Origin of the sequence: Streptomyces sp. NBC_00846, assembly GCF_045207325.1 — a bacterium.
Lineage (GTDB): Bacteria > Actinomycetota > Actinomycetes > Streptomycetales > Streptomycetaceae > Streptomyces.
In genome coordinates this window covers 6690506-6711379 of sequence record NZ_CP108846.1, presented here as the reverse complement: position 1 = coordinate 6711379, position 20874 = coordinate 6690506, and the positions used below count along the sequence as shown (strand labels likewise).

Annotated in this window: 16 protein-coding genes; all 16 read right to left on the bottom strand. The window is 70.6% G+C overall.

Features of this window, described 5'->3' with window-relative positions:
* Positions 1-11 precede the first annotated feature (11 nt).
* Positions 12-1439, bottom strand: coding sequence for a nucleotide pyrophosphatase/phosphodiesterase family protein (locus OG936_RS30825; RefSeq protein WP_406499150.1), 1428 nt, complete (start codon positions 1437-1439; stop codon positions 12-14).
* A complete protein-coding gene (gene eboE / locus OG936_RS30820; protein WP_406499148.1) occupies positions 1436-2611 on the bottom strand; it encodes a metabolite traffic protein EboE in 1176 nt (391 codons plus the stop codon). Before eboE ends, OG936_RS30825 begins: the two co-directional genes overlap by 4 nt.
* A 4-nt stretch (positions 2612-2615) precedes the next feature.
* Complete coding sequence (locus tag OG936_RS30815; protein WP_406499146.1) at positions 2616-3464, bottom strand: TatD family hydrolase; 849 nt, start codon at positions 3462-3464, stop codon at positions 2616-2618.
* Positions 3464-4132 carry an EboA domain-containing protein gene (locus OG936_RS30810; RefSeq protein ID WP_406499145.1) on the bottom strand — a complete coding sequence of 223 codons (669 nt, stop codon included), beginning with the start codon at positions 4130-4132 and terminating at the stop codon, positions 3464-3466. Before OG936_RS30810 ends, OG936_RS30815 begins: the two co-directional genes overlap by 1 nt.
* Before the next feature lie 24 nt (positions 4133-4156).
* Positions 4157-5014 carry a sugar phosphate isomerase/epimerase family protein gene (locus OG936_RS30805; RefSeq protein WP_406499143.1) on the bottom strand — a complete coding sequence of 286 codons (858 nt, stop codon included), beginning with the start codon at positions 5012-5014 and terminating at the stop codon, positions 4157-4159.
* Positions 5011-6042: an SCO3242 family prenyltransferase gene (locus OG936_RS30800; RefSeq protein WP_406499142.1), complete on the bottom strand. Its 1032-nt coding sequence runs from the start codon at positions 6040-6042 to the stop codon at positions 5011-5013. Before OG936_RS30800 ends, OG936_RS30805 begins: the two co-directional genes overlap by 4 nt.
* Entirely contained in the window at positions 6039-7157 is a 1119-nt protein-coding gene (locus OG936_RS30795) for an inositol-3-phosphate synthase (RefSeq protein ID WP_406499140.1), read from the bottom strand. Before OG936_RS30795 ends, OG936_RS30800 begins: the two co-directional genes overlap by 4 nt.
* A gap of 150 nt (positions 7158-7307) precedes the next feature.
* Complete coding sequence (locus tag OG936_RS30790; RefSeq protein ID WP_406499138.1) at positions 7308-11030, bottom strand: ThuA domain-containing protein; 3723 nt, start codon at positions 11028-11030, stop codon at positions 7308-7310.
* 335 nt (positions 11031-11365) lie between these two features.
* Entirely contained in the window at positions 11366-12370 is a 1005-nt protein-coding gene (locus OG936_RS30785) for a sugar phosphate isomerase/epimerase family protein (RefSeq protein ID WP_406499137.1), read from the bottom strand.
* A gap of 12 nt (positions 12371-12382) precedes the next feature.
* The gene (locus OG936_RS30780; protein ID WP_406500675.1) at positions 12383-13534 is read right to left on the bottom strand and encodes a Gfo/Idh/MocA family protein; all 1152 of its coding nucleotides are present in this window, start codon (positions 13532-13534) and stop codon (positions 12383-12385) included.
* A 263-nt stretch (positions 13535-13797) separates the two neighbouring features.
* Positions 13798-14835 carry a substrate-binding domain-containing protein gene (locus OG936_RS30775; protein ID WP_406499135.1) on the bottom strand — a complete coding sequence of 346 codons (1038 nt, stop codon included), beginning with the start codon at positions 14833-14835 and terminating at the stop codon, positions 13798-13800.
* A 141-nt stretch (positions 14836-14976) separates the two neighbouring features.
* Entirely contained in the window at positions 14977-16026 is a 1050-nt protein-coding gene (locus OG936_RS30770) for an ABC transporter permease (protein ID WP_406499133.1), read from the bottom strand.
* Positions 16023-17549 carry a sugar ABC transporter ATP-binding protein gene (locus tag OG936_RS30765; RefSeq protein WP_406499131.1) on the bottom strand — a complete coding sequence of 509 codons (1527 nt, stop codon included), beginning with the start codon at positions 17547-17549 and terminating at the stop codon, positions 16023-16025. Before OG936_RS30765 ends, OG936_RS30770 begins: the two co-directional genes overlap by 4 nt.
* Before the next feature lie 156 nt (positions 17550-17705).
* Positions 17706-18887 carry an ROK family protein gene (locus tag OG936_RS30760; protein WP_406499130.1) on the bottom strand — a complete coding sequence of 394 codons (1182 nt, stop codon included), beginning with the start codon at positions 18885-18887 and terminating at the stop codon, positions 17706-17708.
* Positions 18888-19090: 203 nt separating this feature from the next.
* Positions 19091-19768 carry a GntR family transcriptional regulator gene (locus tag OG936_RS30755; RefSeq protein WP_406500673.1) on the bottom strand — a complete coding sequence of 226 codons (678 nt, stop codon included), beginning with the start codon at positions 19766-19768 and terminating at the stop codon, positions 19091-19093.
* Between the two features lie 64 nt (positions 19769-19832).
* On the bottom strand, positions 19833-20783 hold the full coding sequence (locus OG936_RS30750) for a beta-ketoacyl-ACP synthase III (protein WP_266904830.1): 951 nt from the start codon (positions 20781-20783) through the stop codon (positions 19833-19835).
* Positions 20784-20874: the final 91 nt, after the last annotated feature.

The following is a 20874-nucleotide window of genomic DNA, read 5'->3' as shown; positions in this document are numbered from 1 at the left end:
GCGGACCGGTCTCACGCGAGGCCGGCAAGCGTGAGGAGCAAGGACTTCACCTCGGTGGCCCGGACGGGGCCGCTGAACGCGTGGGGGGTGGAGCACAGGATGAGCGGACCTTCTTCGTCGCTCGTGGGGAGGCGGCCGTGGCTGCCGCGAATAGGTGACGGGTCCAGCGGTACGACCGCCATGCGGTAGCGCATGCCGAGTTTCTTGCGGGCGACCGCCTTGGCCGCCTTGACCCGAACGTACGGGTCCTGGGGGTCCATGAAGAGTTCGACGGGGTCGTAGCCGGGTTTGCGGTGGATCTCGACGAGCTGTGCGAAATCGGGCGCGTGGGCGTCGTCGAGCCAGTAGTAGTACGTGAACCAGGCATCGGGGTCCGCGACGGCGACGAGTTCGCCGGAGCGGGGGTGGTCCAGGCCGTTGGCCTTCTTGCCCTCGTCGTCGAGGAGCTGCTCGATGCCCGGAAGGTCCTGGAGTGCTTCGCGGGTCGCTTCGAGGTCCTCGGGGCGGCGTACGTAGACGTGGGCGATCTGGTGGTCGGCGACGGCGAAGGCGCGCGATGCCATCGGGTCGAGGTACTCCATGCCGTCCTGGGTGTGGACCTCGAGGAGGCCGGCCCGGCGCAGGGCCCGGTTGATGTCGACGGGCCGGTCGACACGCGTGATCCCGTATTCGGAGAGGGCGACGACGGTGCGGCCCTCGCGGCGCGCGTCGTCCAGGAGGGGTGCCACGGCCCGGTCGAGATCGGCGGCGGCGCGGTGGGAGCGGGGGTCGTCGGGGCCGTAGCGCTGCAGGTCGTAGTCGAGGTGCGGGAGGTAGCACAGGGCCAGGTCGGGGTGGCGGGTGTCGAGGATGTGCCGGGTCGCGTCGATGATCCACTGGGAGGAGACGAGGTCGGCGCCGGGGCCCCAGAAGTGGAAGAGGGGGAACGTGCCGAGTTTCCCGGTGAGTTCGTCGTGCAGGGCGGGCGGCCGGGTGTAGCAGTCGGGTTCCTTGCGGCCGTCGGCGTAGTAGACGGGGCGCGGGGTGACGGTGATGTCGGTGTCGGCGCCCATCGCGTACCACCAGCAGATGTTGGCGACGGTGTAGCCGGGGTGGGCTCGGCGGGCGGCGTCCCAGAGTTTGTCTCCGGCGACCAGGCCGTTGTGCTGGCGCCAGAGCAGGATGTCGCCGAGTTCCCGGAAGTACCAGCCATTGGCGACGATGCCGTGCTCGGCGGGGGTGGTGCCGGTGAGGAACGTGGACTGGGCGGCGCAGGTGACGGCGGGAAGGACGGTGCCGAGGGGAGCGTGGGTGCCGGATTGCCCCAGGGCCTTGAGGTGGGGCATGTGGTCGAGGAGTTGTGGGGTGAGGCCGACGACGTCGAGAACGAGGAGGGGGGTGGGTGCGGTGGGTGCGGTGGCCGTGGTGGTCCGCTCGGTCGGGTGCTCGGCTGCGGTCATGGGAGTTCCTTGAGGCCGAGGTCGACCAGGAGGTCGCGGGCGAGGGTGAGTTCGGCGGCGATGCCGTCGGCGAGCTGGGTGCGGGTGCGCGGGCGCAGCGCGGCCGGTAATGCCTGCCAGGTGTACGTCTCGACCTCCAGGTGCCGGGTGAGGGGCCTGGCGCCGCCGACGAGCCGGGTCAGCGTGGCACGCAGGACGGGAAGGGTGGAGGTGAGCGGTGGTGCCGGGGGTGCGTGCAGGGGGACGTGGAAGTGGGCGCGCCACGGGGCGCCGTCGGGCAGGGCCCGGCCGGTGAGTGCCGCGGCGAGGTCGTCGGTGCCGCGCAGTCCGGCGGCGGTGCTGGTGCGGGTCTGGTGGAGGAAGCGGGGCTCGGCGAAGGCGGCGAGCGCGGCGCGTACCTCGGGAAGGTGGGGGTGTTCGGCGTGCAGTGCGGCGGAGAGCTGCGCCTTGGCGACCGGAATGCCCGCTGCGCGGAGCGCGTCGACGGCCGTGCCGGGGTCCTCGAACGAGGTTGCCAGGTGGCAGGTGTCGATGCAGATGCCGATGCGTGGGTGTCCGACGGCGGTGAGGGGTGCGATGGCATCGGCGGTGGTCTCGACGGTGCAGCCCGGCTCGGGTTCGAGGCCGATGCGGATGGACTTGCCGGTGAGCTCGGCCAGCGCGTCGAGGCGCTCCGCGAGGGTGGTGAGCGCGGTGTGTGCGAGAGCGGCGGCTTCGGCGTCCGTGTCGAAGGGGGTGCGCCAGGCTATGGGGAGGGTGGAGACGGTTCCTTCGGTGACGTCGTCGGGGAGCAGGCCGGCGAGGAGCCGGGCGAGGTCGGTCGTGTGGGCGAGCCGTTCGGGGTCGGTCCAGTCCGGTTTGTACACCCGGTACTTGACCTCGTCGGCGCCGAAGCCCTCGTACGGGAAGCCGTTGAGGGTGACGACCTCCAGGCCGCGCCGGTCCAGTTCGGCGCGCAGGGACCGCAGTTGGGAGGGATCGTTGATCAGGCTGCGGGCGGCGTCCCTGGCGAGCCAGAGGCCTATGCCGAGCCGGTCGCGGCCCAGGCGCTTGCGGACGGGTTCGCAGTGGTCGCGCAGTTGGGTCCGGACCCCGTCGAGCGTCTCGGCGGGGTGGACGTTGGTGCAGTACGCGAGGTGGACGGTGGAGCCGTCGGGGTGGCGGAAGCGCATCGCCTCACTCCCCTCCGCGCAGGATGGAGTTGCCCTCGTGGAGTGGTTGCGGTGCGACGGTGTCGAGCTGGAGGCGGCCGCTCTGGCCGTAGAAGGCGACGGGGTTGCGCCAGAGCACCTGGTCGACGTCGTCCTCGCCGAATCCGGCGGCGAGCATCGCGTCGCCGACCTTGCGGGTCTTGAGCGGGTCGCTCCTGCCCCAGTCGGCGGCCGAGTTGACCAGGACCTTCTCGGTGCCGTGGCTCTTGAGGATCGCGATCATGCGGTCCTCGTCCATCTTGGTGTCGGGGTAGATGGAGAAGCCGGCCCAGCAGCCGCTGTCAGTGGCGTCCTTCACGGTCGTCTCATTGAGGTGATCGAGCAGGACCAGCTCCGGGGGGAGGTGCGATTCGCGGATGACGTCGAGGGTGCGGTGCAGACCGGCGAGCTTGTCGCGGTGCGGGGTGTGGACGAGAGCGGGCAGGCCGTGGTCGGCGGCGAGCTGGAGCTGGGCGGCCAGGGCGGTGTCCTCGGCCGGGGTCATGGAGTCGTAGCCGATCTCGCCGACGGCGACGACGGAGTCCTTGACGAGGTAGCGGGGCAGGGCGTCCAGGACGGGGGTGCAGCGGGGGTCGTTCGCCTCTTTGGGGTTGAGGGCGAGCGTGCAGTGGTGGGCTATGCCGTACTGGGCGGCGCGGAAGGGTTCCCAGCCGAGCAGGGCGTCGAAGTAGTCGAAGAAGCTGGCGGGCGAGGTGCGGGGCTGGCCGAGCCAGAAGGAGGGTTCCACGAGGGCGCGGACGCCCGCGTCGTACATCGCCTGGTAGTCGTCCGTGGTGCGGGAGGTCATATGGATGTGGGGGTCGAAGATGCGCATCAGGACTCCTCCGTGGGGGCCGCGGGGCCAGGGGTGGTGAGGGCGAGGACGCGGGTGAGACCGGCGGGGACGCTGCGGCCCGCGGCAATACGTTCGGCCGCGAAGTCACCGAGCATGCGGGCGAGTTCCGCGTCGCCGCGCGAGCGCCGGGCCAGTTGGTCGACGGTCTCGACGGGGACACCGGTGAAGAGGCATTTGAGAATGGCGTGGCGCCAGTTGTGCGCATCGAGATGGGCGGCCGCGTACGGTCCGACGGCCGCGGCGACGAGCCGGGTGTCATTGGTGCGCAGGGCGTCCTCGACGAGCGGAAGGGCGGTGGGGCCGAGGTCCAGCCGGTGCAGAGTGAGCAGGACGGCGCGCCGTTCGGCGGCGGTGCCCTGCTCGTAGAGCCTGGTGAGGGCAGACAGTGCGGCGCGGGCCTCGATGAGCAGCAGGGCGCGTACGGAATCAGCGTGTTCGAGTCCGCAGTGCCGGCCGGCGGCCGCGTACCGCAGCTCCCACGACGGTACGGCGTACGGGCCGCCGGACCGCTGTTCGGTGTCTTCGTGGGAGGCGGCGTGTTCGGCCTCGGCGAGGGCCTCGTCGAGCCAGGCTCGTGCGGCTCCGCCGAGCCGGGCTTCGAGTTCCTTGCGGGTCAGCAGCCGGGTGGTCGTCGGGTTCATCGGCATGGCATCGTCGCTCCCTTCGCGGTTTCAGCGTCCTGACGGGCCGTGCTTGCGGAGGAACTCGATGGAGGTGCGGGCGAGTTCGGGTCCGGCGTGGGAGTGACGGGGCAGCTCGACGACGGTCAGACCGCGGTAGCCGGCGTCCGAGAGGGCGTCGAGCGCTTCGAGTACGGGCGGGAAGTCGATCTCGCCGTCGCCGAACGGGAGGTGTTCGTGGACGCCCCTGCGCATGTCCTCGATCTGGACGTGCGCCAGCCAGGGGGCGGCGTCGCGGACGCAGTCGGCGGGCGGCGCGGGCTCCAGGCATTGGCAGTGGCCGATGTCGAGGGTGAGTCCGAGCGGTGGTGGATCGCCGCTGAGGACGCGCAGGTGGTGGAAGTCGGCGAGATCGGCGAGGAGGTGTCCGGGCTCGGGTTCGATGGCCAGGGGGATGCCGGAGCGGTCGGCGGCGTCCAGGACGGGGGCGAGGGAGTCGGCGAGCCGCTGCCAGGCGGTGTCGGCGGTGGTGTCCGGTGGGGTGATGCCGCTGAAGCAGTGCACGGCGTGGGCGCCGAGGTCGGCGGCGATGCCGACGGCCCGGACGAGCAGCCGGGTGCGGGCGGCGCGGGCCTCGGGGTCCGGGTCGAGGAGGGACGGGCCGTGCTTGCGGCGGGGGTCGAGGATGTACCGGGCCCCGGTCTCGACGGTGACGCCGAGGCCCAGCTCCTGGAGTCTGGACGCCACCCGGCGGGTGCGGGCGTAGAGGTCCGGGGCGAGGGGGTCGAGGTGCATGTGGTCGAGAGTCAGGCCGACCCCGTCGTACCCGAGGTCGGCGAGGAGGCCGAGGGCATCGTCGAGGCGGAGGTCGGTGAGTCCGTTGGTGCCGTAGCCGAGGCGGATCGTCATGTGGGGCTCACCTTCCGGGCGAGGGCGCGGGCGAGCGGGACGAGCCCCATGACGGCGTACCCGGTTCCGGCTGCTCCGGCGCGGGCGGCCAGGGCGGCCTGGAGCGGGATCATCGCCCGGATGCCACCGCCGACGGCGCGCTGGGTGAGCGGCGGGGACGGGTTGAGGGCGGCGTGGAGGAGGGGCCCGGCGGCGGTACGGAAGTAGCTGCCGGTGAGCGCGGTGAGGAGGAGGCGGGGGGTGGTGGTGGACGTCGGGGTGGCCCGGGGCCGGTGCGAGAGATGCGCCGTCCGCCTCCGGCCGTGCGGCCCGTGCGGGGGCGTGCCCCCGGGCCCTCCCGGTTCCGGGAGCGCGCCCCCGGGCTCGCGCAGGGCCGCGGCGCCCAGCGCGGTGACGGCCGCGAGCGCGGCGAGGGGGACGGTGGTGGATCCGCCCTGTGCCTCGTGCCGGGAGACGGCGGTCACGGCGTAGGTGTGCGCGCCGAGCAGTCCGGCGGCCGGGAGGGCGCTCCGCATGCCCCCGCGATTACCGCCGCGCGCAGCCGCGCCAGGGGCCGGGTCCGAACGCGTCGGTCTCTTCGCGGCCCCCGTGGCTGCGGCGCCGAGCAGGAGATCCAGTCCTCGCGCCGCCGCCATCGCCGCCGGTCCCGCCGGGGTGTGTTTGAGACGGAGGTCGTACGCCCAGACCGTCGCCGCCAGCCCCGCGGCGACCGCGAGGGCCGGGCGGCCGGCCCGGGCGGCGAGGCCCAGGCCCGCGGCCGTCAGCGCGCCGGCCGCCGCGAGGGCCGCGCCGGGGGCGATCCGTCCCGAGGGGATCGGCCGGTGCGGGCGGTCGATGGCGTCCTCGTCACGGTCGGCCCAGTCGTTGAGGGCCATCCCCGCCTCGTACAGGCAGAGCGAGGCGCCGACGGCGAGCGCGGTGCCCCGGTCGGGGCGCAGGCCCCTCGCCGCCGCTCCGGCGAGCGCGTCGCCGGGGACGGTGAACAGGGCCGACACCCGCAGCAGTTCCGCCCAGGCCCGCAGCGTCACTTCGCCCCCCGCAGGGTGTCGGCGAAGGCCAGCAGCTCTCCGTACTGCTCGAAGAGTGCGGCCGGGCCGCCGTCCGGGTCCTTGAAGTAGAAGCCGAGCTGGGGCAAGGGGCCGGTCACTCCCTTCTCGTGGGCGCGGGCAACCAGTCTCGCCAGGTCCAGGACCAGGGGTGCGGCCAGTGCGGAGTCGCACCCCTGCCAGGTGGTCTGGAGCACCATGCGCGCCCCGAGGAAGCCGTCGAACGCGATGTGGTCCCACGCCGTCTTCCAGTCGCCGAGGGCCGGTACGTCGTCGATGTGGACCTCGCCCTCGGGCGCCGATCCCAGCGTGTCGGCGAGGACGCGTTCCTTGCCCGCGTTCTTGGCCGCGGCCGCGCCCGGGTCGGCCAGCGCCGCTCCGTCCCCGCCGCCCAGCAGGTTGGTACCCGACCAGGCCCGTACGGGCAGGGCGCGTTGCACGAACATCGGGGCGAGTACGGAGCGGAGCAGCGTCTGGCCGGTCTTGCCGTCGCGGCCCGCGTGAGGAAGTCCGCAGCCCGCGACGGCGTCCTGGAGCACGGGGGTGCGCAGCCCGGTGGACGGGGTGAAGTTGATGTACGGGCAGCCGGCCCGGAGCGCTGCCGCGGCATAGAGCGAGCTGACGGCCAAACGCGGGCCGCCGGGGGCGGGGGCGGGTTCCGTGGAGGCGACGTTGACCACGACCGTCCTGGTCAGACCGTTGCGGTGCCCGAAGTCGACGAGGTCGGCGGCGAAGGCGGTGATGAGTTCCTCATCGCTGCGGGTGTCGCCGGGCAGCGGCCCGCCGGGCCGTATCTCCGCGTCGGCGGCGGCGAGTTCGGAGCGCACGGCCCGGGGCAGTCCGTGCGGAAGCACTCCCCCGGCGGCCAGGACCTCGGCGCGTTTGGGCAGGGGACAGCCGACGGTGTCGTGTCCGCCGAAGACCAGTGAGGTGAGGGTGGGCAGCCCGCTGTCGGCGAACGGCGTGGTCTCGGTGACCATGCCGGCCGCCGGGTGGAGCCCTGCCGCGACCGCCGCACACCCCGCCGTGGCGGTGGTGGCGACGGAACCGCGTGCTCCGATGAACCAGACTCCGGTACGAACGGCGGATGCTGACACGGGCTGCCTCCCTGGCTGGGGGTGCTGGCTGGGCAGAACGGGTGGCGCTGTGCAACGAGGGGACACGGCCGACGAGGTGGGACGGCCGGTTGGTGACGGCGGGCGGGGAGGTTTTCCCTTTCCCGCCCGCCGTCGGCCAAAGTGCCCGCCCTACGCCGAGGGCAGTTCCTTCAGCTGGATGTTGCGGAAGGACACATGGTCATTGGCACCGTGGTTCTGGAGGCCGATGTAGCCGTCCTTCAGGCTCCGTACCGGATCGGTGTTGGTGAAGTCGTTGATCTTCACTCCGTTGAGGAAGACCTGGAGACGTTCGCCCTGGACCTTGATCTCGTAGCTGTTCCACTGGCCGGGCGGCCGCAGGGCCTCGTCGCGGGCCTTGATGTCCGCCGCCTTGAAGGTGTAGATCGAGCCCGTGGTGCGGTCGGGCGCGTCGGTGGCGTCGATCTGGACCTCGTAGCCGTTGTTCACCGCGGACCAGGGGTCGTCGGACTCCGGGAAGCCGACGAAGACACCGGAGTTGTCGTCGCCCTGCATCTTCCAGTCGAGCTTGAGCGAGTACGACCCGAGCTCCTTGGCCTGGTAGGTGAGCAGACCCATGCCGCCCACGGAGCGCAGTTCACCGTCGACGATGTCGAACTTTCCGGGGCCGGCCTGCTTCCACCCTTCGAGCGTCTTACCGTTGAAGATCGACCGGTAGCCGGTGTCGGGCTTGCAGTCGGCCTTGACCTGACCGGCCGCGTACCGCATACCGCCGAGGAGGAGCCCCCGGAAGGCCGGTTCGGCGTACGACTCCTTGGTGTGGCCGAGGCCGGTGTAGAAGGAGCGTCCGCCCTGGTAGGCCTGGCACCAGGTGATCGGGTGGTCGCCCTTCATGGTGCCGCCGGTGTAGGTCGTCTCGTCGAGTGTGGCGAGGACCTTGGCCTGACCGCGCGGGTTGGTGCGGTAGTTGTACCACTCGTCGGTGCGGTTCCACTCGTCGTCGAGGTGGGCGGTGGCCGGGTGCTTGTGGTCCTCGACGCGGACGGTGGCGGGCTGGATGGCGGGGTGCGAGGAGAAGTACGCCCCGACGAGTCCGCCGTAGAACGGCCAGTCGTACTCCGTGTCCGCCGCCGCGTGGACGCCCATGTAGCCGCCGCCGGTGGCCACGTAGTTCTCGAATGCCTTCTGCTGGTCGGCGTCGAGCACATCACCGGTCGTCGACAGGAAGACGACGGCGTCGTACCGCGCCAGGTTGCCCGTGGTGAACTGGCGGGCCTCCTCCGTCGCGTCGACGGTGATGTCGCTGTCCTTGCCGAGTTCCTTCAGCGCGGCGATGCCCTCGGGAATCGCGTCGTGGCGGAAGCCGGCCGTCTTCGAGAAGACCAGGACCCGCTTGGCGGCCTTTCCGGCGGTGCTGTGGGTGAGCTCGAAGTCGTCGACGTCGTACAGCGCTCCGTCGCCTCCCTTGAAGACGAGGAAGAGCTCGGTGGCCTTCTTGGGGACCTTGCTCAAGGCCACGTCGACGTTCTGGAAGGTCTCCCAGCCGCCGGTCACCGGTACCGGGGTCGAGCCCAGGAGCGTGCCGGTCGCCGAGCCTGCCCGTACCTCCAGGAATCCTCCGCTGCCACCGGACGATATGCGGGCGGTGAGCTTGTTGGAGTCGCCGAGGATGTACGGCTTGAAGGAGATCCAGTCGCCGTTGTTGATGTCGCCGACGGTCTTGCCGCCGTTGGCGGTCGCCTTGTCGTAGACCTTGATCCCGGACGAGGCGCTGAAGTGCTCGGCCTGGCGGTGCCTCGGCTGGAGCTGCGCCTGGTCGTGGCCGGACAGGGACGCCTGACCGCCGCCTCCGCCGTCCGTGTAGGAGGCGTCGATGACCCCGAAGATGTTGGCGTTCGGGTCGTGTCCGCCGTCGACGGCGGCCTTGATCGTGCCGGAGCACCCGTTGACGGTGGTGATGGGGTGGCCGTGGCTGTCGTGGCCGAGGACGAAGCGGACCTCGACCTTGGAGCAGTCGATCGTGCCGTCCTCGGGATCGGTGACGGTCACCTTGAACGGGACTTCGTCACCGAAGGTGAACAGCTGCCCGTCACCGGGGAGTTTGAGTTCCACCTTCGGTGCCGTGTTGCCGACCGTGACATGGACACTCGCGGAAGCGGTCCGGCCGGTCGGGTCCTTGGCGGTGACGGTCGCCGTGTAGGTGCCGTTCTTCTTGTATGTGTACGTGGGGTTGGCGGCGGTCGAGCTGCCGCCGTCGCCGAAGTCCCAGGCGTACGTCAGGGGGTCGCCGTCGGGGTCGACGGTGCCTGCCGAGGAGAAGCTCACCTTGAGCGGCGCCGTGCCCGAGGTCTTGTCGGACGACGCGACCGCATTGGGTGAGCGGCCGCCGCTGGCGTTCTCGATGCGGTAGAGCCCGGAGTTCTCGTCGCCACCGAACCAGCTGGTGCCGTAGTCGAGGACGTACAGCGCCCCGTCGGGTCCGAAGGCCATGTCCATCACCTGGGTCCCGGTCCACTGAACGGGGTTGATGGACTGGACGGTGCCGTCGGCGTCGTGCTTGATGGCCTTGATCCAGCGCCGGCCGAACTCTCCGGCGAAGAACTGCCCGTCGTAGGCCTCGGGGAACTTCACGGGCGAGTCGAGGTCGGCGTCGTAGTGGTAGACGGGGCCGCCCATCGGCGACTCGGAGCCGGTGCCGAACTCGGGCACGGATCCGCCGTCGTAGGGAATCCAGGCGGGCTGGGCGGGCGGCAGGTCGACGAGGCCGGTGTTGTGCGGCGAGGTGTTCTTAGGAGCGTTGCAGTCGAAGGATGCGCCGGACGTCTTCGTCGCGAAGTCGTAGTCGACGTACGCGTCGTTGGCTCCGGTGCAGAACGGCCAGCCGAAGTTGCCCGCCTCGGTCACCCGGTCGAACTCGACCTGTCCGGCCGGTCCTCGCTTGGGGTCGGCCGCGCCCGCGTCGGGCCCGTAGTCGCCGACGTAGAGAATGCCCGTGGCCTTGTCGACGGAGAAGCGGAACGGGTTGCGAAGGCCCATCGCGTAGATCTCGGGACGGGTCTTGTCCGTACCCGGCGCGAAGAGGTTCCCGTCGGGGATGGTGTACGAGCCGTCTTCGGCGACCTTGATGCGGAGAATCTTGCCGCGCAGGTCGTTGGTGTTGCCGGCGCTGCGCCTGGCGTCGAACGCCGGGTTGCGGTCGGGACGCTCGTCGATCGGCGCGTAGCCGTCGGAGGCGAACGGGTTGGAGTCGTCGCCGGTCGACAGATACAGGTTGCCCTGCGCGTCGAAGTCGATGTCGCCGCCGACATGACAGCAGATACCGCGCGAGGTCGGGATGTCGAGGATCTTCTTCTCGCTGGCGTTGTCGAGGGTGCCGTCGTCGTTCAGGACGAAGCGCGAGAGGCGGTTCACCCCGTCGAACTTGGCGAAGTCGGCGGCCGTGCCGTTCTCCGGCGCGTCTCCGTCCGGGGTGTCCAGCGGGGGCGCGTAGTAGAGGTAGATGGCCCGGTTCTCGCTGAAGTCGGGGTCGATGGCGACGCCCTGGAGGCCCTCTTCGTCGTGCGAGTACACGGGGACGGACCCTACGACCCGGGTGTTTCCGCCGCTGTCGGTGAGGCGCAGCTCGCCGGTGCGCGAGGTGTGCAGCACGCTGCGGTCGGGGAGGACGGCGAGGGTCATGGGCTCGCCGGTCTCGGCCGCGCCCTTGGCGAGCGTGACCTGCTGGAATTCCTCGGCCGTGGCGTCGGCGGCGGCCGGCGACGCCGGTCCTTCCACGGCCGCTCCGGGCGAGGCGCCGAGGGTGAGGGTGGCCGCGGTGAGCAGGCCTCCGGTGAGCAGGGCGAGGGATGTACGGACGCGGAGCCGGGTTCTGCTCCTGTATCTGGTGATGTGCACGAGTGTCCTCCGGAGAGTGCCGGTGGTACGGGCGGGTGCTGCCGTGCCGTTCCGCGCGGGGACTGCCGCGCAGGTCGTTCGGGGCCTGTGGGGCGCCCGCGACCCGAGTCATGTCATGTACACGTTATGGACCGTAGACCTGTTCGTCCCGGACGGAAAGCCCTTACGCAGCGGTCATGTTGAACTTTTTCCCGGGTCAGGACAAAGCGGGGTGAGGGCAGGGTCGAGCGCGGGATGGCGGCGGACTTCCGTCCCCCATCCCGCTCGGCCCGCCCCTTCCCGGTCCGGGGGCCCTGACATCGAGGCCCCTCGGGCAACACCCCGGGAAGGACCCGTCAGTCGCCACCCCCGAAGGCCGAGTCGAACGATGCCGACGGCGGTTCGAAGTCGTACCGCTTCAGCGTGGCAAGCGCTTCCGGCGCACCTGCCAGCCGGTCCATCCCCGCGTCCTCCCACTCGACTGAGATCGGGCCCTCGTACGCGATCGACCGGAGCATCCGGAAGACGTCCTCCCACGGCACATCACCGTGCCCGGCGGAGACGAAGTCCCAGCCGCGCCGCGGGTCGCCCCACGGCAGATGGGAGCCGAGGCGGCCGTTGCGGCCGTCCAGGCGCTTACGCGCCTCCTTGCAGTCCACGTGGTAGATGCGGTCCCGGAAGTCGTACAGGAAGCCGACCGGGTCGAGGTCCTGCCAGACGAAGTGGCTGGGGTCGAAGTTCAGCCCGAACGCGGCCCGGTGGCCGACGGCCTCCAGCGCGCGGTGTGTGGTCCAGTAGTCGTACGCGATCTCGCTGGGGTGCACCTCATGGGCGAACCGCACGCCCTCCGCGTCGAAGACGTCCAGGATCGGGTTCCAGCGCTCGGCGAAGTCCTCGTACCCCCGCTCGATCATGTGCGGCGGGACGGGCGGGAACATCGCGACGAGGTGCCAGATCGAGGAGCCGGTGAAGCCGATGACCGTACGCACTCCGAAGGCGGCGGCCGCGCGTGCGGTGTTCTTGATCTCCTCGGCGGCACGCCGGCGTACCCCTTCGGGTTCACCGTCGCCCCAGATCCGCGCCGGGAGAATCCCCTGGTGCCGTTCGTCGATCGGGTTGTCGCAGACGGCCTGGCCGACGAGGTGGTTGGAGATCGCCCAGCACTTCAGCCCGTACTTGTCGAGCAGTTGCCGTCGGCCGTCCAGGTAGCCGGGGTCCGTCAGGGCCTTGTCGACCTCGAAGTGATCTCCCCAGCAGGCGAGTTCGAGCCCGTCGTAGCCGAAGTCCCGGGCATGCCGGCAGACCTCCTCCAGGGGCAGGTCGGCCCACTGGCCGGTGAAGAGTGTGAAGGGACGGGACATGAGCGGGACCTCCTAGAGAGCCACGGGGGTGTGTACGGAGTTCTTCTCGGCGCTCTCCTCCACCGCCGCGAGCACCCGCTGCACCTGCAGCCCGTCGGCGAACGACGGTGCGGGGGCGGTCCCTTCGGCGATCGTGCGCACCACATCACGGGCCTGGTGGATGAAGGTGTGCTCGTAGCCGAGGGCGTGGCCGGGCGGCCACCACGCCTCCAGGTAGGGATGCTGGGGCTCGGTGACGAGGATGCGCCGGAACCCTGCAGTGGTGGCGGGTTCGGTGTGGTCGTGGAAGGACAGCTCGTTGAGCCGTTCCAGATCGAAGGCGAGCGAACCGAGCTGTCCGTTGATCTCCAGCCGCAGCGCGTTCTTCCGGCCGGCCGCCATCCGGGTCGCCTCGAACGAGGCCAGCGCCCCGGAGGCGAGCCGGCCGGTGAACAGGGCCGCGTCATCGACGGTCACCGCCCCGCGCGCCGCCGGGTCCGCGGCGCCGGAGAGCCCGGCGGACGGACCGGCCGGCAGCGGCCGTTCACGTACGAACGTCTCACGGACCGCCGACACCCCGACCAGCTTCTCCCCCGCCAGAAACTGGGCCAGGTCGACGATGTGCGCCCCCAGATCGCCCAGCGCTCCCGAGCCGGCGTGTTCCCGCTTCAGCCGCCAGGTGAGCGGCGATTCGGGATCGACGAGCCAGTCCTGGAGGTAGGTGGCACGGACATGCCGCAGGGCACCGATCCGGCCCTCGGCGATCAGCTGCCGGGCGTACGTGATCGCGGGCACCTTGCGGTAGTTGAAGCCCACCAGCGCGACCTGGCCGCGGGCCGCGGCGCGCTCCGCGGCCTCGGTCATGGCCTCCGCCTCGGCGACCGTGTTGGCGAGCGGCTTCTCGCACAGCACGTGCTTGCCGGCCTCCAGGGCGGCGATGGCGATCTCGGCGTGACTGTCGCCGGGGGTGCAGATGTCGACGAGCTGCACATCGTCCCGGGCGATGAGGGCCCGCCAGTCGGTCTCCGCCGCCGCCCAGCCGTGGCGGGCCGCCGCCGCGTCGACAGCCGTCCGGTCACGTCCGCAGATCGCGGCGAGAGCCGGTCGCATCGGCAGCTCGAAGACGTGTCCCGCGGTACGCCACCCCTGCGAGTGGGCGGCGCCCATGAACGCGTATCCGACCATGCCGACTCCGAGCGTCGGCGTGCTCGCCACCAGCGGATGCGTCGGTGCGCTCGCCAGCGGCGGATGCGTGGGCGCACTCGTCGTCGGCCGTTGCGTGGGCGCGCCCGTCATCGGCCGTTGCGTGGGCGCGCTCGCCACCGGCCGTTGCGTCGGCGGACCTGCGGCCTCCTGATCCGTCTCTTCCCTACGGGCCATCCGGGCTTCCTCCTCGTCGGTCGTTCGATGGGTGCGGCAGGAGGGTCAGCACCCTCCTGCGGGGCGGCTCAGCTGAAGCCCGTCGGCAGGTACTGCTCGATGTTCTCCTTGGTGACCACGGCCGAGTAGAGAGTGAGATTGGTCGGGATCTCCATTTCGGCCAGGCCGCCGACACCCTTGCCCTGGACGAGGGCGCGGGCCAGGTCGATGGCGGACGCCGCCATCGTCGGCGGGTAGAGAACGGTCGCCTTCAGCACGCTGTTGTCGGCCTTGATGGCGTCCATCGCGGACTTGGCCCCGGCGCCGCCGACCATCAGGAACTCTTCGCGGCCCGCCTGCTGGATGGCGCGCAGCGCGCCCACACCCTGGTCGTCGTCGTGGTTCCATAGAGCGTCGAACTTCTTCTGTGCCTGGAGGAGTTGGGCCATCTTCGCCTGACCCGACTCGACGGTGAAGTCGGCGGCCTGACGGGCCACCAGTTTGATGTTGGGGTAGTTCTTCAACGCGTCGGCGAAGCCCTGACTGCGCTGCTTGGTGAGCTCCAGGTTGTCGATGCCGGCCAGCTCGACGACCTTGGCTCCCGCCTTGTCCTTGAGCTGCTCACCGATGTACGTACCGGCGTTGAGGCCCATGCCGTAGTTGTCGCCGCCGACCCAGCAGCGGTAGGCCTGCGGGGAGGCGAAGATCCGGTCCAGGTTGATGACGGGGATGCCCGCCCGCATGGCCTCCAGGCCGACCTGGGTGAGCGCCTTGCCGTCGGCGGGGAGGATGACGAGGACGTCGACCTTCTTGTTGATGAGGGTCTTGACCTGGCCGATCTGGGCGGCGGTGTCGTTGGAGCCCTCGGTGCTCTCCAGCGTCACCTCGGAGTACTTCGCCGCCCGCGACTTGGCGTTCTCGTTGATGGCGTTGAGCCAGCCGTGGTCGGCCTGCGGACCCGCGAAGCCGATGGTGACGGGCTTGCCGGGCTTGTCGTCGGCGGCGGGCTGATTGCTCTGCGCGGTCTCCGACTTCTTGGGCTCGTTGCTGGTGCAGGCGGTGAGGACGGCGCCTGCGGAGACGGCTGCGGTGCCGAAGAGCAGTCGTCTGCGGCTGGTTTCTGGCATGGCTGTCAAACCCTTCATCCGGTGCGTGATACGTCATGTCGGTGCGTGACATGTCACATGTGACGAACGGAGCAGTGGGCGGTACGGAGAAGCAGGGGGATGGGAAGAAGCAGGGGCGTGCGGAGAACCGGGGCGGTGGGCTCAGGTCTCCCCGTGCGCCGATGCGCGGCGCTGGACCAGGACGGCGGCGACGATGATCGCGCCCTTGGCGATCTGCTGGACGTCGCTCTGCAGGTTGTTGAGCACGAAGATGTTGGTGATGGTGGTGAAGACGAGGACGCCGAGTACGGAGCCGACGATGGTGCCGCGTCCGCCGCTGAGCAGGGTGCCGCCGATGATCGCGGCGGCGATGGCGTCGAGCTCGTACAGATTGCCGTTGGTGTTCTGTCCCGATCCGGCCAGGACGATCAGCATGAAGGCCGCAATGCCGCAGCACAGTCCGGAGAGCAGATAGAGGTAGAGCCGCTGCCGTCGTACGTCGATGCCGGCCAGCCTGGCCGCTTCCGCGTTGCCGCCGACCGCGACCGTGCGCCGTCCGAAGGTCGTGCGGTTCAGTACGAGCCAGCCGATGACGGTCACCACGGCGAACATCATGACCAGGGGCGGGATGCCGAGGACGTACGAGTCGGGCAGGCCCAGGTCGAGGACCGACTTGACGGTGACGATCTGGGTCTTGCCGTCGGTGATCAGGAGGGCGAGCCCGCGGGCCGAGGCGAGCATGGCCAGCGTCGCGATGAACGGCACCATCCGCCCGTAGGCGATGAGCACACCGTTCACCAGCCCGGCGCCGAGTCCGACGATCACGGCGGTGAACAGAATCCCCGCGAAGCCGTACTCCTGAGTGGCGAGCGTGGTCGCCCAGACGGAGGCGAGCGCAACCATCGCACCGACCGACAGGTCGATCCCCCCGCTGGTGATGACGAAGGTCATCCCGACGGTGACGACTCCGATGACGGAGGACTGGGTCAGGATCAGCTGAAGGTTCCCGGTGTCCAGGAACGCGTCGGGCTCGGTGAATCCGCCGACGACGATCAGTGCGGCGAGGACGCCGAGCAGCGAGAGGTTACGCACGTCCAGGCGCAGGCCGAAGGTGCGCGAAGGTCCGTCCTGCTTCCTGGGTCCGGCGGCCGGGACGGGGACGGCCCCCTTGTCCGGCCCGCCCTGCTGCGCCGATGAGACGGGCTGCGTCATGACGTCGGGCTCCCTTCCATCACTAGGTCGAGTACGCGGTGTTCGTCGAGCTCCCGGGCGTCCGCCGTGTGCACGACGCGGCCCTCGCGGAGCACCAGCACCCGGTCGGCGAGGCCGAGCACTTCGGGCACCTCGCTGGAGACGAGCAGGACGGCGAGGCCTTCGTCGGCCAGCCGGCGGATCACGGCGTAGAGCTCGGCGCGGGCGCCGACGTCGACACCGCGGGTCGGTTCGTCGAGCAGCAGAACCCGGCAGCCGCGCAGCAGCCAGCGGGCCAGGACGGCCTTCTGCTGGTTGCCGCCGGACAGTGTGCGGACCTGGGTGTCCGGGTTGTCGGGGCGCAGGGAGAGCTCGCGGGTGGCGGTGCGGGCGGCCCGGCGTTCGGCTCCGCGGTCGAGCCAGCCGGCCCGGGAGAAGCGGGACATCGAGGAGACGGAGACGTTACGGGTGACGGTTTCGAGCATCAGCAGGGCCTGCGCCTTGCGTTCCTCGGGGGCGAGCCCGATCCCGGCGGCGACGGCGGCACGGACGCTGCCGGGTCGCAGCTGCTTCCCTGCCACGGTGACGCGTCCGGCGCTCGGCCTGCGGGCGCCGTAGAGGGTCTCCAGGATCTCGGAGCGTCCCGAACCGACGAGTCCGGCCAGACCGACGATCTCGCCGGGCCGGAGCTCCAGGTCCACCGGGGCGAATTCGCCCTTCCTGGTCAGCCCTTCGACCTTCAGTACCGGTTCTTCGACGGCCGCCGCCGCGCGGTCCGTGATGCGCGGCGGGAAGACGTGTTCGACGTTGCGGCCGGTCATCATGGCAACGACGTCGCCTGTCGGTGTGGACTTGGCGGGCAGCCCCACGGCGACGGCGCGACCGTCCTTGAGCACGGTCACCCGGTCGCCGATGCGGCGGATCTCCTCCAGGCGGTGCGAGATGTAGACGACGGCGACCCCGTCGGCGGTGAGAGCGGTGACGGTTCGGAAGAGGTTGTCGACCTCGTCGGGGTCGAGCGCGGCGGACGGCTCGTCCATCACGATGAGCCGTACGTCGTGGGAGAGTGCCCGCGCCATGGAGACGATCTGCTGCTGTGCGGCGGACAGTTCTCCGACCGCCTGGGCCGGGTCGATCTCCGGGTGGCCGAGACGCTTCAGCAGCGCGGCGGCCGCCGCACGGCCCTCGCGGGTGCGGACGATGAAGCGGGCGGTGGTGGGTTCATGGCCGAGGAAGACGTTCTCGGCGACCGACAGGCCCTCGACCAGGTCGAGTTCCTGGTAGATGGTGGCGATGCCGAGCCGCATCGCGGCGATGGGTGACTTGAGCGCGGCCAATTCGCCGCGCCAGGTGATCTCGCCGCCGTCGGGCTGGTGGGCCCCGGCGAGCACCTTGATGAGGGTGGACTTGCCGGCGCCGTTCTGTCCGAGGAGACAGTGGACTTCGCCGGCCTGTACCTCCAGGTCCACGCCGTCGAGGGCGCGCACTCCGGGGAACGACTTGGTGATGCCGGACATGGTGAGCAAGGGCGGTTCTGGTGCCATGACAAATCCCCTCGGCGAATGGGGTCTCCCCTGCTCGAGCACAGCCGAGAACTGGGGGAGGGCCGGTGAGCGGGCAGGGCGCAGTGCTGTCCCGGGGGTTACCCCCCGGACCCCCGGGACAAGAGGCGGGAGCGGTTGGTACGTACCGGCCGAGGATCAGGCCGGTGAGAACAGGTGGTCGCTGATGAGGCGGGCCGCGCCGATCACTCCGGCGGCCGGTCCCAACTCACCGAGCACGATGGGGAGATTGCCGGTGGCCAGCGGCAGCGACTGCCGGTATACCTGGGTCCGGATGCTGGCGAGGAGTGTGTGTCCGAGGCCGGTCACGCCGCCGCCGATCACCACCAGTCCGGGATTGAAGAAGCTGACAAGTCCGGCGATGACCTGGCCCACCCGGTTGCCGCCTTCGCGGATCAGGTCGAGCGAGGTGGCGTCGCCGGCGGCCGCGGCGGCGGCCACGTCGGCGGCGGTGAGTCCGCCGGCCGCTTCCAGTCGGCCCGCGAGCTCCGGCGACTGCCCGGCACGCGCCGCGTCCTCGGCGTCGCGGGCGAGCGCGGCACCGCTGAAGTGGGCTTCCAGACAACCCCGGTTGCCGCAGGCGCAGGGGCGTCCTTCGGGTTCGACCTGGATGTGGCCGATGTCTCCGGCGCTGCCCGTCGTACCGCGGTGGACCTCGCCACCGACGACGATGCCGCAGCCGATACCCGTACCGATCTTGACGCAGAGGAAGTCGCCCACGGAGCGCGCGACGCCCGCGTGCTGCTCCCCCATCGCCATCAGGTTCACATCGTTGTCGACCATGACGGGGCAGCCCAGTTCCTGACTGAGCGCCTCGCGGACCGGGAAGCCGTCCCAGCCGGGCATGATCGGCGGTGCGACCGGCACGCCTTCGGGGAAGCGGACCGGTCCGGGTACGCCGATGCCCGCACCGTCGAAGCCTTCGGCGAGGCCGGAGGCCCGGAGCTTGGCCGCCATGGCCAGCACCTGCTCGAAGACGGCGACCGGCCCTTCGCGTACGTCCATGGGTTGGTTCAGGTGGCCCAGGACCTCCAACTCGGCGTTGATGACGGCCACATCGACGGATGTGGCACCGATGTCGACGCCGAGGAAGCGCAGTTGCGGGGCGAGCCGGATATTGTGCGAGCGACGCCCTCCGCGGGATGCGGCGAGTCCATCGGCCACGACAAGTCCGGTCTCCAGCAGCCTGTCGACCTCGACGGCGAGCTTGGAGCGGGAGAGATCTACCTGATCCCCCAGCTGTGCCCGTGAGTTGGGCCCGCCGTCGCGCAACAGCCTTAGCAGTCGCGCCTGATGCGCATTCGCGGGTCGTGCCGTCATACGTCTCACGCGCCCCTCCCCGCCACATCGGCCTGTCCGTCGGGCTTTCGAGGGGAACGTAGCAGCGGTTGCCGGGAGTGGGAAGAAGTTGCGCAGGAATCCGCTACAACTTTCTCCACACCGAGGACAAAGCCGCTCGGTCGACGGCGGCCACGAACCCGCGAACCCGCGGAAGGGCCCCGTGCGACCCGCCCGGCCGCGTGCTACTCCTCGGCGCGCTGGTGGTACGTCCTGCGCGTGTGTTCCGTGTGCGCCCGCATAATCTCCGTGGCCCGCTGTTCGTCGCGCGAGGCGATCGCCGCTATGAGCGAGCGGTGCTCGATCCAGGACTGGGTGCCGCGTTGGCGGGCCACCGGGGTGTAGTACCAGCGGACCCGGCGGTCCACCTGCCCGGCCAGCTCGGAGAGGACGACATTGCCCGCCAGCTCCATGACCTTGGCATGGAAGGCCGTGTTGGTGGCGACCGCCAGATCCACGTCGTCGTCGGCGACCGCCTGCTCGCCCTTGGCGCAGAGCTCCTCCAGGGCGGCGATGCCCGCGGCGTCGGAGTTGGCCGCGGCGAGGCGGGCGGCCTCGGCCTCCAGCAGGGTGCGGACCGAGAGCAGCTGATCCGCCTCGTCCTCCGTGGGCTCATGCACGAACGCGCCCTGGGCGGGCCGGAGATCGACCCAGCCCTCGGTGTTCAGCCGCTGCAGCGCCTCCCGCACCGGCTGCCTGGACACCCCGAGATGGCCGGCCAGTTCGCTCTCGACCAGGTGCTGGCCGGGACGGAGCGCGCGCGTCGCCATGAGTTCGAGCAGTGCCTCGTACACGCGCTCGCGCAGCGGACCAGGCCGTTCCAGCTTCGGCACAGCCCCTGGCGGCAGTCCTGCGGACAATATCGCGGTCCCCCTCCGGGCGACGAGCAATTACTTATTGTCTACAGTCTACCGAGCACAACGCCGCTCAGGGGCAGCGGATCACCTGGCCCGCGTACGAGAGATTTCCGCCGAAGCCGAAAAGCAGCACCGGCGCGCCGCTGTGCACCTCGCCGCGTTCCACCAGCTTGGACAGGGCCATCGGGATGGACGCCGCGGACGTATTGCCGGAATCCACGACATCCCGGGCGATGACCGCGTTGACCGCGCCGATCTTCCTGGCGACGGGTTCGATGATCCGCAGATTGGCCTGATGCAGCACGACCGCGGCCAGATCCTCGGGGGCGACACCTGCCTTTTCGCACACCTTGCGGGCGATGGGCGGCAGCTGCGTGGTGGCCCAGCGGTATACGGACTGCCCTTCCTGCGCGAAGCGCGGGGGCGTCCCCTCGATCCGAACCGCGTTGCCCATCTCCGGCACCGAACCCCACAGGACGGGGCCGATCCCGGGACCGTCCCCGCCGCCCGGGTCCGCGACGACGACCGCCGCGCCGGCTCCGTCACCGAGCAGGACGCAGGTGCTGCGGTCGGTCCAGTCCGCGATGTCGGCCATCTTGTCGGCGCCGATGACGAGGACGCGCTCGGCCGCGCCCGCCCGGACCGCGTGGTCGGCGGCGGCGAGGGCGTGGGTGAATCCGGAGCAGACCACGTTGATGTCCATGACCGCGGGCGAGCCCATGCCGAGCCGGGCGGCGACCCGCGCCGACATGCTCGGCGAGCGGTCGATCGCGGTGGAGGTGGCGACCAGCACCAGATCGACCTCGGCGGGCCGCAGCCCCGCCGCGGCGAGCGCCTTGCCCCCCGCATGCGCGGCCATCTCGTCCACCGGCTCGTCAGGGCCTCCGACGTGGCGGGTCTTGATGCCTACGCGGCTGGTGATCCACTCGTCGCTGGTGTCGACCATGGCCGCCAGATCGTCGTTGGTGAGCACCTTGGCGGGCTGATAGTGGCCGAGCGCCACGACACGTGAGCCGGTCATGTACAGGATCCCCTCGCTACGTACGGCAGGAACCATCCAGTCTTGGTCGCTACCGCCCGGTACGGGGGCACGTGTTCCCACAGGAATAGGA

Coding starts and splice junctions, on each gene's coding strand:
- OG936_RS30825 (WP_406499150.1), bottom strand. CDS start 1,439: ATGACCGCAGCCGAGCACCCGACCGAGCGGACCACCACGGCCACCGCA.
- eboE (WP_406499148.1), bottom strand. CDS start 2,611: ATGCGCTTCCGCCACCCCGACGGCTCCACCGTCCACCTCGCGTACTGC.
- OG936_RS30815 (WP_406499146.1), bottom strand. CDS start 3,464: ATGCGCATCTTCGACCCCCACATCCATATGACCTCCCGCACCACGGAC.
- OG936_RS30810 (WP_406499145.1), bottom strand. CDS start 4,132: ATGCCGATGAACCCGACGACCACCCGGCTGCTGACCCGCAAGGAACTC.
- OG936_RS30805 (WP_406499143.1), bottom strand. CDS start 5,014: ATGACGATCCGCCTCGGCTACGGCACCAACGGACTCACCGACCTCCGC.
- OG936_RS30785 (WP_406499137.1), bottom strand. CDS start 12,370: ATGTCCCGTCCCTTCACACTCTTCACCGGCCAGTGGGCCGACCTGCCC.
- OG936_RS30780 (WP_406500675.1), bottom strand. CDS start 13,534: ATGGTCGGATACGCGTTCATGGGCGCCGCCCACTCGCAGGGGTGGCGT.
- OG936_RS30775 (WP_406499135.1), bottom strand. CDS start 14,835: ATGCCAGAAACCAGCCGCAGACGACTGCTCTTCGGCACCGCAGCCGTC.
- OG936_RS30770 (WP_406499133.1), bottom strand. CDS start 16,026: ATGACGCAGCCCGTCTCATCGGCGCAGCAGGGCGGGCCGGACAAGGGG.
- OG936_RS30765 (WP_406499131.1), bottom strand. CDS start 17,549: ATGGCACCAGAACCGCCCTTGCTCACCATGTCCGGCATCACCAAGTCG.
- OG936_RS30760 (WP_406499130.1), bottom strand. CDS start 18,887: ATGACGGCACGACCCGCGAATGCGCATCAGGCGCGACTGCTAAGGCTG.
- OG936_RS30750 (WP_266904830.1), bottom strand. CDS start 20,783: ATGACCGGCTCACGTGTCGTGGCGCTCGGCCACTATCAGCCCGCCAAG.